The organism is Herbidospora sp. RD11066 (assembly GCF_054661255.1).
Genome location: NZ_BAAGDO010000011.1, coordinates 81,115 through 95,922, shown reverse-complemented (window position 1 = coordinate 95,922; position 14,808 = coordinate 81,115). Strand labels below are relative to the sequence as shown.

Annotated in this window: 12 protein-coding genes; 6 read left to right on the top strand and 6 right to left on the bottom strand. The window is 68.3% G+C overall.

What is annotated here, in order from left to right; all coding sequences use genetic code 11:
- Positions 1–5 precede the first annotated feature (5 nt).
- Genes ACYQ78_RS33135 through ACYQ78_RS33125 form a run of 3 tightly spaced genes read right to left on the bottom strand, consistent with a single transcriptional unit; the run spans position 6 to position 3,921 of the window.
- Positions 6–809, bottom strand: coding sequence for a hypothetical protein (locus ACYQ78_RS33135; RefSeq protein WP_459804899.1), 804 nt, complete (start codon positions 807–809; stop codon positions 6–8).
- Complete coding sequence (locus ACYQ78_RS33130; RefSeq protein ID WP_459804898.1) at positions 806–2,986, bottom strand: hypothetical protein; 2,181 nt, start codon at positions 2,984–2,986, stop codon at positions 806–808. The genes ACYQ78_RS33135 and ACYQ78_RS33130 overlap by 4 nt, the downstream gene beginning before the upstream one ends.
- Positions 2,983–3,921, bottom strand: coding sequence for an AfsR/SARP family transcriptional regulator (locus ACYQ78_RS33125; RefSeq protein WP_459804897.1), 939 nt, complete (start codon positions 3,919–3,921; stop codon positions 2,983–2,985). Before ACYQ78_RS33125 ends, ACYQ78_RS33130 begins: the two co-directional genes overlap by 4 nt.
- A 305-nt stretch (positions 3,922–4,226) precedes the next feature.
- Between ACYQ78_RS33125 and ACYQ78_RS33120 the strand changes: the two genes are divergently transcribed.
- Positions 4,227–4,472: a DUF397 domain-containing protein gene (locus ACYQ78_RS33120; RefSeq protein ID WP_459804896.1), complete on the top strand. Its 246-nt coding sequence runs from the start codon at positions 4,227–4,229 to the stop codon at positions 4,470–4,472.
- Between the two features lie 106 nt (positions 4,473–4,578).
- Here ACYQ78_RS33120 and ACYQ78_RS33115 read toward each other — a convergent pair whose 3' ends face one another.
- From ACYQ78_RS33115 to ACYQ78_RS33105, 3 genes are all read right to left on the bottom strand, one after another.
- A complete protein-coding gene (locus ACYQ78_RS33115; protein ID WP_459804895.1) occupies positions 4,579–5,514 on the bottom strand; it encodes a helix-turn-helix domain-containing protein in 936 nt (311 codons plus the stop codon).
- A 121-nt stretch (positions 5,515–5,635) separates the two neighbouring features.
- On the bottom strand, positions 5,636–7,333 hold the full coding sequence (locus ACYQ78_RS33110; protein ID WP_459804894.1) for a VanW family protein: 1,698 nt from the start codon (positions 7,331–7,333) through the stop codon (positions 5,636–5,638).
- Between the two features lie 62 nt (positions 7,334–7,395).
- Positions 7,396–7,869, bottom strand: a complete 474-nt coding sequence (locus ACYQ78_RS33105; RefSeq protein ID WP_459804893.1) for a low molecular weight protein-tyrosine-phosphatase — start codon at positions 7,867–7,869, stop codon at positions 7,396–7,398.
- Positions 7,870–8,063: 194 nt separating this feature from the next.
- Here ACYQ78_RS33105 and ACYQ78_RS33100 point away from each other — a divergent pair, with 194 nt between their 5' ends.
- From ACYQ78_RS33100 to ACYQ78_RS33080, 5 genes are all read left to right on the top strand, one after another.
- Complete coding sequence (locus tag ACYQ78_RS33100) at positions 8,064–10,493, top strand: M14 family zinc carboxypeptidase (protein WP_459804892.1); 2,430 nt, start codon at positions 8,064–8,066, stop codon at positions 10,491–10,493.
- A 187-nt stretch (positions 10,494–10,680) separates the two neighbouring features.
- A complete protein-coding gene (locus tag ACYQ78_RS33095; protein ID WP_459804891.1) occupies positions 10,681–12,285 on the top strand; it encodes an arylsulfatase in 1,605 nt (534 codons plus the stop codon).
- A 32-nt stretch (positions 12,286–12,317) separates the two neighbouring features.
- Positions 12,318–12,647 (top strand): cupin domain-containing protein, encoded by a 330-nt coding sequence (locus ACYQ78_RS33090; RefSeq protein WP_459804890.1) that lies wholly within the window; start codon positions 12,318–12,320, stop codon positions 12,645–12,647.
- Positions 12,644–13,429, top strand: a complete 786-nt coding sequence (locus ACYQ78_RS33085; protein WP_459804889.1) for a phosphotransferase — start codon at positions 12,644–12,646, stop codon at positions 13,427–13,429. Before ACYQ78_RS33090 ends, ACYQ78_RS33085 begins: the two co-directional genes overlap by 4 nt.
- A 101-nt stretch (positions 13,430–13,530) precedes the next feature.
- A complete protein-coding gene (locus tag ACYQ78_RS33080) occupies positions 13,531–14,751 on the top strand; it encodes a family 16 glycosylhydrolase (protein ID WP_459804888.1) in 1,221 nt (406 codons plus the stop codon).
- Positions 14,752–14,808: the final 57 nt, after the last annotated feature.

Genomic DNA, 14,808 nt, shown 5'->3' with positions numbered 1-14,808 from the left:
GCCTCTCAGTCCTGTTCCGGATGGTCGAAGACCGACCCGGGAATCGGGTCCGGCACCGGCAGGCCCATCATTTCGAGGGTCTTGCGCATCACGGTCTCGCTCCGCACGGTGAACTCGTAGACATCGGTGGCCTGTTGAGCGTCCATGACCTGTTTGACCACGTTCAGCAGGCGCTCCGCCTCCGCCTTCCGCTGCTCCAGCAACGTCGTGGTGGTGTCGGCGGCTCCGGCCTTCTCCTCCGCGAGCCGGACGGCATAAGGGGTGAGCCAGTCGTTCAGGCCCTCGTCCAGGAAGTCTCGCCAGAGCTGCCGCAGCTCACGCATCGACGCGATGGTCAGCCGCATGTGTTCGGTCGCGTCCTCTCGCTGGATGCGCTTCAGCCAGGCGGCCTGCCGCTGGTCGAGGATGGGCTGCGCCGGAGTCAGGCGGGTGACCGCCGTACAGTCGATCTGCACGCCGTCGTCGAACACCCGCAGGCCGTGCAGCCGCCGGTTGACCTCGGTCTCCGCCTCCTCGGCGTGGTGCGGCGGATGCCTGCGAGCGATCTCGCGGACGGTGTCGTCCACGAAGGAGCGCCATCGATCGCGATGCCGGCCGATCTCCTTCTCCAGCACCGGTTCCGTGTGCGGCCCGACAGCCATCCACTGGAGTCGGACCGCCACGCCGAAGGGCATGGCGTCGGTCTGCGCCGGGGTCTGGAACGTGAACGGCAGATCGATGCGGTAGATGAGCACGGGCTCGATCACCTCCTCGGTCGGCCGGAACCACGACCGGAATCGTCCCGTCCGGCGGGTCAGTTCGGTGGTCATCGGGAGTCTCTTCCATCGAGGTAGGCGAGCAAGGTGATCATGGTCTGACGGGAGATCACACGCGTCCCCCACCAGGTGAGGTGGAACCGCAGCGCGCGCCGGATCTGCGGGTCCTCGCCGAGGTCGGCGACGAGGCGGCCGATGTCACCGATGAGGCGGGGGTCGTCTTCGGCGATCTCGATCCAGCGGTGCAGAGCGGTCCAGGTGGGACCGCGCATCACCGTGTCCGCGAGCGCGTTGCGCCACAGGTCGAGCACGAAGGTCCGGCGTTCCCCGTCGGCCAGCATCTTCAGCAACATCGGACCTTCGTCGGCGGCACTGATCCGGGTCTGTGCCAGCACGTCGAACGCCTCGGCCGCTACCCGGGAGAGCCGCTCGTCGGCCGCCCTCACCCAGGACGACAGGTCGGCCACGATCCTGACGTGCGCACCGGCCACGAAGAGTTCGTGCACCGCTTGGACGACCTCAGCCGACAGCTTCCGTCCCGGCTCGGCGGCGATCCGACGTAATCCGAACAGCGCGTCGTCGATGAACTGCAGTCCGAGTGTGGTGCCGAAAGCTCGCACTGCGACTGAACGGCGGATGAGGGACTCCCTGCTCCAGAGGAGCAGCTGGCGGCGGACCTGCTCGGCGAACCTCGGCTCGAACGCGGCCGACTCCAGCGCCCAGGCCGCAGCCCAGTGCCCCCGTACCCGGTTCGACTGAACCCAGGGGCGAAGGAAACGTGCGTCCACAGCCGCGAAGTCGAAGGTGGCGAGCTTACCGACCACTTGAGCGCCGGCCATGCGCACATCGAGGTCGGCGTCTTCGCACAGTCCTTCGAGCAGGTCCATGAAGGGCTCGCGGAGGACGGGATGATCCTGCCAGGCCACTTCGAGGATCTTGGCGCCGAGCAGGGTGTCGTGGAACCGCACCCGCCGGTCCCACGGTCCGCGGCCGTCGACGATCTCGGCCCGCGCATACTTCAGCCAGTCGGGTGCCACCTGGTCGAAGGCCGACCAGAGTTCGTCCCCGGGAAGTCGTTCGGGCGTGGGAACGCCGATCTTCTCCGCGAGGCGTACGGCCACCGCGTCGACCACGGTCAGCGGCTTGCCGTCGAGCACGGCCAGGGCGAGCAGGAAGCTGCGCTGGTAGACCATGCGGCGGTGGTGGTGGCCTGGCTCGCCCCCGCCATCCGCCTCCACCCCGCGCAGCAGGTCGGAAGCCCGTTCTCTGAGGCGTTGGGGCTGCAGATTCAGGACCTCGTCCAGTACGTCTGCCGGACGTTTCCCCGCACGTATGCGATCGACGAGGGCGCTCGCCAGCGCCGCACCGTCGCTCGGGCGCGCGGCCGGGCCGAGTTCCTCCAGTACGAGCGGGTGGTCGGCCAGATCACCTGCGGCCTCCGCAACGTCGGCCAACTCGTTGCGCAGGCCGTAAGCCAGGCACCGTTCGAAGACGTCGATCGCGGGTGGAGCGACATGGGCGTACATGTACCGGGCACGCTGCGCCGGGCTGAGGAGTGAACGGTCATTCAACACCACGACGATGGCGGTCTTGGTCTGCTCCGCCAGCAGCACGAGGTGACGGAAGATCTCCTCGTTGCGCGTCCTGGTCCATTCCGCGCCTCCGGCATCCAGCAGGTAGGCCGTGCCATGGGTCAGGTCGCCGGCCCGCAGCCGCCGGGGGTTGTCGGCGGCCATGAGGTGCGCGACTTTCACCCCGCCGGCCTGGCGCAGGGCGAACCTGGCCAATCCGGCCAGGGCGATCGTCCTGCGTCCGGTCCCGGGCGGGCCCCAGGTGCCCAGAACCGCACCGGGGGCCAGCCCGGCGTCGAGGGCGTGCAGCGTGTCGCAGGTCGCGATGTGCCCTAGTCGGTCAAGGTCTTCCTGTGGCAGCGGGATGGTCTGCGGACGTTCCTCGGGATCTGTGCGGAAGATGTTGATGTTGCCGGAGTAAACGTTCGGCTTTTCGCCCGGTATCGTAAAGTGCGTGCCGATATGGGGTCGGTCATCGTGCAGCCTGTGGAGATTCTCCCGGCGCTGTTCCCGCTCTTGGACGCTGAAGAACATGTCCTTCTCGCCGGAACGACCGCTGTTTTCGTATTTGAGCTCCTCCTCGTCCCCGTCCTTCTTCTCCCCGGGTCCGGAGGAGGGGCCGAGCCGCGGCCCGGAGCGCTCGTCGTCCTGGTCGGTCACGGTCCGTCCGCCGCCGCAGCCTGATTGACGGTCATGTCGTGAGCGTGGTTGATGACGGGGTTCGCACCGGTGATTTCGAAGTACACGTCGGCAGCCTTCGCATGCTCGCCGAGTTGCACGAGGTCGACGCGGTCGATGTGGCCGATGTGCGGGAGGGGCTGCGCGGGCGGTGTGGGCTGCTCTTCTGTCATGAGGGCTCCATGGAGAGGTCTGGCAACCGCAGACGTTGCGGGCGCGATGGGCAGGTCGAGCATCGGGTTGCCGTGCCTGATGTCCTGGTAGAGCGTCTTGAGCCGCCGGTCGACCACGCCCCCGTATCCCAGGACACGATCACGGGCACGTTCCAGTTCGGTCAGCGCTTCCTCGGATCTGCCGTCGCGGTGCAGTGCGAGCATGAGCAGGTAGACGACCGTCTGGTCGAGATCGGCCCCGTGCGCCATGCCCTGCAGCTCGGGCAGGACGTCGCGGTGCCGCCCTAGTTCGAGTTCGACCTCGAGGCAGCCGAGCCGGACGATGCGGAACAGACCCCGGAGCCGTTGCTGGTGTTCGTCCGCTTTCGGGCCGAGCAGACCGGCGAGGGGCTCGCCACCGTACAGCCCCCGATAGCCGGGGCCCCAGACCGCCATCGCCTGATGGGACAGCCGGACGAACTCAGCGAGATCACGCGGACGCGCCTGACGCGCCCGTTCGACCAGCCCCTCGAACTTCTCGACGTCGACCCTGATCGCGGCCACGTTCTCGTCGAAGCGATAGGTGGTTTTGGCGTTACGCGGAAGCAGGTTCTCCAGCTCGGGGGCCACCGCTTTGATCGCGGCCCGCAGACTGCCCACGTGCTCGTGCACGGCTTCGGGCTCGGCCTCGAGATCACTGGTATGAGAGATCCACTCGATCATCTGCCCGGTGGTCAGCGACTTCCCGATGGCGAGCGCGGCCACGACCGCGCGGGTCTTGCGTGGGAGCGGGACGTCCCTCCCCCCAACCTCCAGGGATATGTTCCCTAAGAGCGATATGTCCACCTCTGTAGAACTTGTCATGAGATTTCGCCATTCGTCAGATGATTGACAGCTCTAGCGATCGATTTATTGATATAGCACGTGTTTCTGAAGCGAGCCGGGAAACACCCGGAAATCCCCCGGGAATCCGCCAGGGAATACCAAGATCATCACCCGGAATCCGTTGCCAGCATGGGAAGTGTTCGAGGGCGGACAGGCCGCCCCGGCGAACCGAAAGAGGTTCTGTGATGAACAAGTCCAGCCGGCGCAAGAGCAGCTTCAGCGGACCCGTGGGCGAGTGCGTGGAGGTCGAGGTGGTCAGCGTCGTCCAGGTCCGCGACACCAAGGACCCCGACGGCACTCCCCTCTCGTTCACCCCCGGTGAGTGGCGGGCCTTCCTGTCCGGCGTGCGCGCGGGCGAGTTCGACGTCCGGGAAGCGGGCTTCACGCGGCCCGGGTGGGGCTGGCCGCTGCGGGCCCGCCGTACCTCCTAGTGATCCCCGGGGCCGCGCCCACCCGGCGCGGCCCCGGGCCCCGGGATGGCTCAGCGGGTAATGACATCAATTTCTGTACGATTTACACCAATTACCCGATATTTCATTACTTCTCCATATTACGAATTTCGGCCCGTACCTCCACGGCCAGCCCTTCGAGAAACGCGCGCGCCTCGTCTCCGAACAGCGCCGTTCGCGACAGCAGCGACCACCGCTTGAGATAACGCTCGACGTCCACGTCGGAAATCGTCAGCCGTGCGTGGTCGGTCTCCACCTCCACGAAGAGGTCGGGCCCCTCCGCACCATCGTCGTCGCCCCCATAGATGACGAACCCGTGCAGTGACAGCACCCGAGCCGTGACGTTCTGCGGGATCACCCCGATCGTGACCGTCTCCAGCGTGCTCACGGAGATGATCCGGTCGAGCTGGGCGGGCAGCAGGTTCGCCGGGCCGGGCCGGACCCGCAGCGCGCTCTCGGTGATCAGGAACTCGAAGCGCCGGTCTTCGTCGTAGAGCGCCTCCTGGCGCCGCATCCGGCCGGCCGTCGCCGCCGCGAGATCCCCCTTCTCGTAGGGCTGCTCGTAGAGACCGAAAACGGCCCGCGCGTAGGCCGCGGTCTGGAGCAGGCCGGGCACCACCATGCACTGGAAGTTCCGCACCAGCGCGACGTCGGATTCGCGTCTGCGGATCTCCTCCTGCAGGTGGCCCTTGCCGCGCGTCGCCCCGCGCCAGGTGTGGACTTCGTACACCACGGCCTGGGTCAGGTCGGCCAGTCGTTCGGTGGTCTCGGCCGAGGCCTGGGCCGCCTTCGCCCAGCGCCGCACCTCCGGGAGGGAGGGGATCGTGGCCCCCGCCTCGATGCGGGACACCTTCGACTGGCTGATCTGGATGAGGTCGGCCAGCGACCGCCCGGACAGCCCCGCCAGTTCGCGGAGGCCCCGCAACTCCGAGGCGAGCCGGCGCCGCCGAGCCTGGGATTCGCTCCCGTACTCCTCGGATCCATCGGCCGCTCCGTCGTCTCCTCGGCGATCCCGGTGATTCATTTTCCCCCAAATCCATGCGGAGTCAATCAGAGCACGTAGCCGCACGTCAACACGGAGGCAGCACGCAACAGCGGAGATGTTGATTCAGAATGATTCAGGCCGGGTCGGCCCTGATGACCCGTCAGTCCTCGCAGGTGAGGACGGGCTCGGCGTCGTAGACCGTGTGGAACTTCTGGCGCCGAACCTCCTTGCCGTCCTTCTTGAAGACGCGGGTCACGTCGATCGAGAAGCCCTGGGCGCCCGCCATCGGAAGGCAGTCGGGCCCCGAGTCGGTGATGGGGTCGGCGCTCCTGGTGTCGTAGGGCCCCGAACTCTCCGCCTCGACGTCCCAGCGCTTCGTGCTCCAGAACGTCACCGTCACCGACGTCGAGGTGTAGGACGTCGTCACCAGCACCCCGTACTTCGAGTCGTTCTTCCACCGGAAGTCCGGCTGGGGGAAGGAGACCGTCGACTCACGGCCGGCCGGGTAGCGGGAGATGTAGTACTGGTGCGCCATGTGCTGGACGTCTTCGAAGCCGCCGAAGAACACGGCGTTGAACATCGTCGTGACGAACTGGGAGATGCCGCCGCCGACGTCGTTGACGAAACGGCCGGCGGAGATCATCGGGGCCGAGACGAAGCCGCGCGCGGTGTCGCGTTCGCCGACGGTGCCGTTCAGGGAGAAGGTCTCGCCGGGGAGCACCAGGTGGTTGTCGAGGATGTCGGCGATGGTGTGGATGTTGGTGACGCGGGGGGCGCAGCACGGGTGCTGCGTGGTGAAGCTCGACACCTTCTCCTTGATGCCGAGTTCCTTCGCCTTCGCCGTCGTCAGCGCGGGCTCGCTCGTGGTGAACGACACGGGGACCGTACGGTCACCGCCGCCCGCCACCAGTTCCTCGACCGAGGCGGACAGCGCCTTCGCGTCGACGCCCTGGCCGGTCTCCGAGGGGACGACCACGGGCTTGCCCTTGACGATCTTGAAGGTGGCGTCCTTGGGGGCCTTGGCGGCGTCGACCAGGCGGTCCTCGACGCCGGTGAGGGCCTTGCGGCCGTTGAACTGTGGACGTAACTCGCCCCGGTCGTCGGGGAGGAAGCGCAGGTTGGCCGCCACGACGGCCGACGGGAGCTCGGCCGAGCGGTCGCCGTTGGTCAGGGTGATCGGGGCGACGGCCTCGGTGGCCGTGGAGTCGGCGAAGGCCTTCATCTCCTCGGCGGTGGCGCGCGGGGCGACGGCGCCCAGGTCGACGGTGACCGCCTCGGCGCCTTCGAGGTAGGCCTGACGCAGCCGGGTGGCGGCGACGGTGCGGTCGATGACCTGGCCGGGGGCGGGGGCGACGACCCGGGGGGTGGTGCCCCGGTAGACGACGCCGCCCTGCCGGGCCGGGCGGTCGACGCCCTCGGCGATGACGTCGACGGCCGTCTTCAGCAGCGACTCGTCGACGGTCAGTTGCAGCGGGATGTCGCGGCGTCCGAACAGCGCGCCCAGTGAGGTCACCACGCCGCCGTGCGCGTCGGCGACGGTGGCGGAGACGTCGAAGGCGAGACCGGCGTCCTTCGGGGTGACCGGCACGGTCTTCTCGCCGGTCGTGACGGCGATCGGGCGGTCGGCGCGGGCGGCCAGTTCGGCGGTCAGCTTGGCGTGGGCGTCGGCGGGGTCGAGGCCGCCGATGTGGATGCCGGCGACGTAGGTGTTGCGGGGTAACTCCCCCGCCATCGCCACGGCCGGACCGGCGACCGCCGCGACCAGTCCGAGCACGACCACGCTCGCGATGATCAGAGGGGTCCGGGAGCGCCGCCGCTGGACGACGGGCGGGTGCGGCCCACTCTTCACGTACGTCACAGCCGCCTCCCGGTCATTTTTCCGGGCATTTTATGGCGAGACGGACTTTTATGCCGAGTCAATCAGACAGTCAGACGCACCTTTATCTCGGCGACGAGCCCGGGGGCGGCGGCCTCGATCTCGGCGCGGGTGCGTTCGAATGCGGCGCGGTCGCCGTAATAGGGATCGTCGACGTCGGGCGAGTCGGCCGCCGGGTCGAATTCGCGCAGCAGCCGGATCTTGGCCCGGTCGGCCTCGGTGCGCGCCATGGAGCGCAGGTCACGGAGATGCCCGCCGTCGAGGGCGATGATGAGGTCGTACCGATCGAACCACAGGGGGCGGAACTGGCGGGCACTGTGAGCGGAGGTGTATCCGGCCCGGCGCAGGGCGTTGACCGTGCGGTGGTCGGCGGGTTTGCCGATGTGCCAGCCGTGGGTGCCCGAGCTGTCGACCTCGACGTCGAGGCCCTCGTCTTCGAGGCGGCGGCGGAGGATGTGCTCGGCCATCGGGGAGCGGCAGATGTTGCCCGTACAGACGAAAGTCACGCGGAAGACCACGGCCCGACCTTATACCTGGTCGTTTTGTCACCTTGTGTCCGAATAGACCATTTAGTTATCGAAACTTCCTAAATCGGTTGTTTCGATACCTTGACGGTGATCATCTCATGGGCGAAGACTTCAAAAACACTCGCGTGCCCTCTCCCGCCCGGTAGAACCTCGCCCGGCAGGCACGCTCATCTGGAGGAACTTCAGTGAGGATCGTTCCCCGAAGGAGGAGCCGCCAACTGGCGGTCGGCCTCGCCATCCCACTCGCCCTGGTGCTCAGCCCCCTGCCGAGCCTCGCCGACCCGGTGCCACCGGTCAGCGTGGTCACCCCTGACCGGCAGCCTTCCGGCACCCAAGACGGTGTCGCGCTGATTCGCATCGTCGTTCCTGACCAGGCGGCCGTCGACCGCCTGAACGACCTGGGCGTCGACCTCGCCGAATACAAGAAGCCCGTTGACGGGGGCCTCGAAGTCCACGCGGTGCTCAGCCCGGAGGAGGCCCAGCAGCTCCGCGACCTGGGCTACAACCTGGTCGGCACCATCGCGGACGCGAGCGACGCCGCCGCCAACACCACGCAGCGCCGCCAGGCGCTCGCCCGGATCGCCGCCGCCGAGGCCGCCGACTCCGACAAGCTGACCGTCCTGCGGTCGGAGTGGTTCACCAACACCGGCGGCCAGCGCTTCCTGTCGGTCGAGGTCAAGTCGAGCGCCGTGGACGCCGAGACCGTGCTCACCGTGACCTGGGACAACGGCCCCGGCGCCGACCCCGGCACCGCCACGATGAGCCGCTTCACCGACGCCGGCCAGTACATGTACCACCGCTTCAACACCCCGCTGGCGATCAACACCACTCCCTCCGAGGTGACGATCACCAGCAACCGCGGCGGCACCGTCACCGTGCCCGTGAAGCAGTGGCTCGGCGAGCCGCAGAAGACCCCGAGCGCCCACTACGTCTCGGACTTCATCGACCACTACATGGACCCGACGGAGCTGACCGACCGCATCGAGGGTCTGGCCGCGGAGTTCCCGAAGATCTCCGAGATCGTCACCATGCCGAACCTGACCAACGGCTACCGCCGCGCGGCCCAGGCTCAGCTCGGCGGCACCGGTGCCTCGGCGTTCTACGTCAGCTCGAAGGCCTACGGGTCCGAGGGCGGCAACGGGATCACGCTTGCGACGGTCAACCCTGGTAGCGCTAACAGCGCCCTTTCCGTCGCTGTGAACGCCAAGGCCGTCACGGTCAACCTCGCCACCAACGGGACCGGCGCGGTCAGCAGCACGTCGAAGCAGGTCGTGGACGCGATCAACGCCAGCCCGGCCGCCTCGGCCCTGGTGAAGGCCGCCCTCTACCGCACCAACACCGGCACCGCCGTGGCGCCCGTCGCCGCCGCCGTGACGCTGACCGACAACCTGCTGGCGCCTGCGACGATTTCGCGCGACCCGTGGGCCACGAAGGTGCTGCGGGTCGGCAAGACCCGCGACGGCTCCAAGACGGGTGTCTTCCTGTACTGCCAGGAGCACGCCCGCGAGTGGGTGACGTCCATCACCTGCATGGAGACCGCCGAGCGGCTGCTGCGCAACTACGCCACCGACCGCGACACGAAGGACCTGGTCGACGACCTGGACATCTTCATCCTCCCGGTCGCCAACCCGGACGGCGCGCACTACAGCTTCTACGACTTCAACTCGATGCGCCGCAACATGACCAACCACTGCCCCGACAACAACGGCGACCCGGGTCGCCGCAACTCGTGGGGTGTGGACCTCAACCGCAACTTCTCCGTCGGCTCGCTCTTCGACGGGTACAGCGGCGCCTCGACCTCCTGCACCTCGGACACCTTCGCCGGCCCGGCGGAGCTGTCGGAGCCGGAGGCCAAGAACGAGGTCTGGCTGACCAACCAGTTCCCGAACATCAAGTTCGCGATGAACACCCACTCGTACGGCGGCTACTTCATGTGGCCTCCGGGCGCCTACAAGTCGGCCGGCCGTGAGCTGCTCCCGCGCGTCGACTTCGGCACCGAGAACTACTTCTGGGACTCCTCGTCCGAGATCCTGTCGGCCGTCCAGGCCTGGCGTGGCACGGGCATCTGGCCGGGCCGCACCGGTCCCGTCCCGGACGTCCTGTACTCGGCCGCCGGCAACAGCGCCGACGAGCACTGGTTCAACCGCGGCATCATCGGCTGGGACTTCGAGGTCGGCGCCGACCTCTGGAACCCGACCACCAAGCGCTTCGAGGCCGTCGGCTTCCAGCCGCCGTTCGCCGAAGGTCACCAGGAGGCCATGGAGTTCGCCAACGGCCAGATCGCCATCCTGAAGGTCGCCAGCGAGTTCGCCGACGACAGCAAGCGCCCGACCTCCAGCCTGGTCAAGCAGTCGAGCGGCCCCGGCACCGCCACCTTCACCTTCTCGGTGAACGAGGCCGCCAACGTCTACTACACCCTCGACGGCACCAAGCCGACCCTCCAGAGCACCAAGCTGGAGCAGGCCGGCATGCGTGAGGGCGCGGCGTCCATCACGGTTGACAAGAACACCACCGTCAACTGGTTCTCGATTGACATCGCGGGCAACGTCGAGCGCAACTACGACCCGGCCACCGGCACGGGCAACTACAGCAGCAAGACGGTGAAGGTCGGCTAGTCCGTCTTTCACCACGTGGCCGCCGGGTGCGTACCCGGCGGCCACCGTCGTTTCCGAGATGGACCGTTTTCCGGACCACTTGATGAGAATTTCCCGACAGCTAGCGTGAAATGATCAGATCAGGTACGTTCCAGCACGGCAGGCCGCATTACGGCCTCCCCCTGCCCTCACCAGAAGCCAAGGATCCATGCTGTCCACTACCAGGCGAGGTTTCCTCGCGGGCACCGGCGGAATGCTCGCCGCCGGGTTGGCGTCCGCCGGAACCGCCCAGTCGGCGGAGGCCCGCGCCCGCGCTCCGCGCAACATCGTCCTGATCCTCGCCGACGATCTGGGCGTGTGTGAGATCGGCCCCTACGGCCAGCGCATCATCAAGACCCCGGTCCTCGACCGCATGGCGGCGCAGGGTGTGAAGTTCGTCAACGCCTTCGCCGGTTCGTCGCTCTGCGCGCCGTCGCGCTGCTCCCTGCTGACCGGCCTGCACACCGGTCACACGACCGTGCGCGAGAACCCCGAGGGCGGCCCGCAGCACGCGCTGAACCCGGGAGACCTGACCTTCGCCGAGGTCGCGCGGCTGGCCGGATACCGCACCGCGCTCATCGGGAAGTGGGGCTTCGGGCCCGAGCAGCCCGACCAGGACTCCCACCCGAACGTGCGCGGCTACGACGAGTTCTACGGCTATATCACCCACGCGCACGCGCACCAGTACTGGCCGACCTACCTGTGGCACAACCGCGAGATGGTGGCGTTCGACGGGGCGACGTACTCCCCCGACTTCCTGCGCGACCGCGCGGTGAAGTTCATCAAGGAGTCGGCGAAGGACGGCAAGCCGTTCCTGCTCCAATTCGCCACGATCCTCCCCCACTCGCCGAGCGAGATCCCGGGCGACGCGGGCCGCTACCAGGACGAGCCGTGGACGAAGGCCAACCGCCGCCACGCCGCCCAGGTGACCCGGCTCGACTCCCACGTGGGCGACATCCTCGACGCCCTGCGCGAGGCGGGCGTGGCCGACGACACGGTGGTCGTGTTCACCGCCGACAACGGCCCCCACCACGAGAAGGGCGTCGACCCGAACATCTTCAACTCCAACGGTCCCTACCGGGGCGTCAAGCGCCAGCTGTACGACGGCGGCATCCGCGTCCCCATGATCGCCTGGAACCCGAACTTCACGCACAGGGTCGTCGACGACAACGTCGCGCTCTGGGACATCCTGCCGACCGTGGCCGACTTCGCGGGCGTGCCGAGACCGGCCGGAATCGACGGCCGCTCGCTCCGCCCCCTGCTGACCGGCGACACCTACGAGGGACACCCGTTCCTCGTCTGGAACCGCCCCCGCAAGATGCAGGCGATCCGGCGCGGCCACTGGAAGCTCATCCGCTTCGACCCGAACATCGCCGGCGCGGGCCCCGAGGGCCGCATCGAGCTCTACGACCTGCGCAGCGACCGGGGCGAACGCCACAACGTGGCCAAGCGCTACCCCGACCTGGTCGAGACGCTGGTCAAGCTGCTGGACCGGTCGATCGGCTCCGACCCGCGCGTTCCCTACGGCCTGACGGCCCGCCAGGAGGGCGGCGACGTCGTGGTCTCGCTGGCGAACGGCTCGACCGGCCCGTGGAACGACGTGAAGCTCTACCTCGGCACCGACGACGACAAGGGCATCGGCCAGGACAGCCTGGCCAAGGGCGAGTCGTTCGTCGCGACGTTCCCGCAGAGCGGCAAGGTGGCCCACGCCCGCTTCCGCATGAACGGCGAAGAGGTCCACTTCCGCATCAAGGTCCAGACGCCTCCCGTCTGACCCCTTCTCAGCGGCTTTGTACGCTGGCCCACATGCGGATCATCCAAGGAGCCGGCGTGTGGGCCGGCGGAGGCGACGACTGGACCGAGCACCTCCGCACCCCCGACCTGTCGGTGGGCACCTACTGCATCCCGGCGGGCGGCGTCGACGACCAGAGCCCCCACACCGAAGACGAGATCTACGTCGTGACCTCGGGCCGCGCCCGGTTCGTCGCCACGAGCGGCGAGGCGGAGGTGGCTCCGGGCGCGGTCATCTTCGTCCCGGCGGGCGAGGAGCACCGCTTCGCCGACGTGACCGAAGACCTGACCCTCCTGGTCGTCTTCGGCCCCGCCTACGAATCCCGCCGCGCCGCGGGCTCGTGACCCGGCCGCCCCTCGCCGCGGCTCCTTCGGGCCCGGTCGACGTCCCGCGTTCGGTGCTGGCCCTCGCCGCGGGCGGCACCGTCACCCCCGTCTGGCGCAACGGCCTCGGTGGCCTGACCTTCCACCTCGGCGACCGCTACGTGAAGTGGTCGTCCACGACCGACCTCCGCCCCGAGGCGGACCGCCTGGCGTGGGCCTCCCGATGGGCGACCGTTCCCCGCGTCGCCGGCCACGGCACCGACGACCAGGGATCGTGGCTGCTCACCGAGGCGCTCCCCGGCCTGTCCGCGGTCGACCCCAGACGCCCCACCCCGCCGGAGGTGGCGGCGGCGACCATCGGCCGCGGGCTGCGACTGCTCCACGACGCGCTTCCGGTCGAGGAGTGCCCTTTCGACTGGGGCGTCTTCGGCCGTCTCGCGCAGGTGGATGAGCGGATCGCGGGCGGCATGCGGCCGGACGACTGGTGGCCGGAACACCGGCACCTGAGCGTGCCGGAGGCCCGCGCCCTCCTGGCTGAACCACCCGAAATTGACTGGCTGGTCGTCTGCCACGGGGACGCGTGCGTGCCGAACACGTTGATCGGTGACGACGGCTCGTTCACCGGTCACGTCGACCTGGGTTCGCTCGGCGTGGCCGACCGCTGGGCCGATCTGACCGTGGCGGCGTGGAGCACGGAGTGGAACTTCGGCCCCGGTTACGACGGGCTGGTCTACGAGGGGTACGGGATCGCTCCAGACCCCGTTCGCATCGCCTATTACCGGCTCCTCTGGGATCTTGCCTGACCGTCGCATGATCAATAAGTAAACTTTCCTATTGACAACTCAAGTGACAGGGGTGTTACATCCTCTTAATTTAAGCCGTAAAGCACCACCGGAGGATCCCTATGCGCCGACCCCGGCTGCTTCTCGCTCTCTTAACCGCGGCCGCCACGCTCGTCAGCGGGCTGGTGGCCATGCCCCAGGCCCAGGCCGCCATCGGCCCGGTCACCTGGTCGGACGAGTTCAACGCACCGGCCGGCACCTCGATCGACGGGTCGAAGTGGAAGTTCGACATCGGCGGCAGCGGGTGGGGCAACAACGAGCAGCAGTACTACACGAACTCGACCCGCAACGTCGCCCACGACGGCGCGGGCAACCTCGCGATCACCGCCCGGCGCGAGAACCCGTCCAACCTGCAGTGCCATTACGGCACGTGTCAGTACACCTCGGGCCGCATCCTGACGGCCGACAAGTTCACCCAGGCGTACGGCCGCTTCGAGGCCCGGATCAAGATCCCCAGGGGCCAGGGCATCTGGCCCGCGTTCTGGATGCTCGGCGGGGGCAACTGGCCGGCCGGCGGTGAGATCGACATCCTGGAGAACGTCGGCAACCAGCCGAGCACGGTCTACGGCACCGTCCACGGACCGGGCTACTCCGGCGGCACGGCGGTCGGCGGCAACCGGAACATCGGAGTCCCGCTCGCCGACGCCTTCCACCAGTACCGCGTCGACTGGTCGCCCAACCTGATCATCTGGTACCTCGACGGCGCCGAGTACTTCCGCGTCACCCCCGCCAGCCTGCGCGGCAACGCCTGGGTCTTCGACCACCCGTTCTTCATGATCCTCAACGTGGCGGTCGGCGGCTACTGGCCCGGCTACCCCGACGGCACCACCCAGTTCCCGCAGACCATGCTCATCGACTGGGTGCGCGTCTCGGCCTGGCAGAACGACGGTGGCGGCGGCACCGGCTCGAACCTGCGCTCCGCCCTGAACAGCAAGTGCATCGACATCCCGGCCGCCAACCCGGTCGACGCCGCCAGGCTCCAGATGTACGACTGCAACGGCACCACCGCCCAGCAGTGGTCGATCAACTCCGACGGCACCGTCCGCGCCATGGGCAAGTGCATGGACGCCGCGGCGGCCGGCACGGCCAACGGCACCCCGATCCAGCTCTACACCTGCAACGGCACGGCGGCCCAACGGTTCACACTGTCGGGCGCCGGTGACCTGGTGAACATCGCGGCCAACCGATGCGTCGACATCGCCGGCCGCAACACCGCGAACGGAGCACAGCTCCACCTCTGGGACTGCACCGGCGCCTCCAACCAGAAGTGGTCGCGCTCGTAGCATTCGACGGGCCCGCGTCACTCCAGACGCGGGCCCACCTGGTGTCCCCGCTTTCTC

What these genes read in the sequence shown, in the direction of transcription:
- ACYQ78_RS33135 (WP_459804899.1), bottom strand. Translation starts at nt 809, where the DNA reads ATGACCACCGAACTGACCCGCCGGACGGGACGATTCCGGTCGTGGTTC.
- ACYQ78_RS33120 (WP_459804896.1), top strand. Translation starts at nt 4,227, where the DNA reads ATGAACAAGTCCAGCCGGCGCAAGAGCAGCTTCAGCGGACCCGTGGGC.
- ACYQ78_RS33115 (WP_459804895.1), bottom strand. Translation starts at nt 5,514, where the DNA reads ATGAATCACCGGGATCGCCGAGGAGACGACGGAGCGGCCGATGGATCC.
- ACYQ78_RS33095 (WP_459804891.1), top strand. Translation starts at nt 10,681, where the DNA reads ATGCTGTCCACTACCAGGCGAGGTTTCCTCGCGGGCACCGGCGGAATG.
- ACYQ78_RS33090 (WP_459804890.1), top strand. Translation starts at nt 12,318, where the DNA reads ATGCGGATCATCCAAGGAGCCGGCGTGTGGGCCGGCGGAGGCGACGAC.
- ACYQ78_RS33080 (WP_459804888.1), top strand. Translation starts at nt 13,531, where the DNA reads ATGCGCCGACCCCGGCTGCTTCTCGCTCTCTTAACCGCGGCCGCCACG.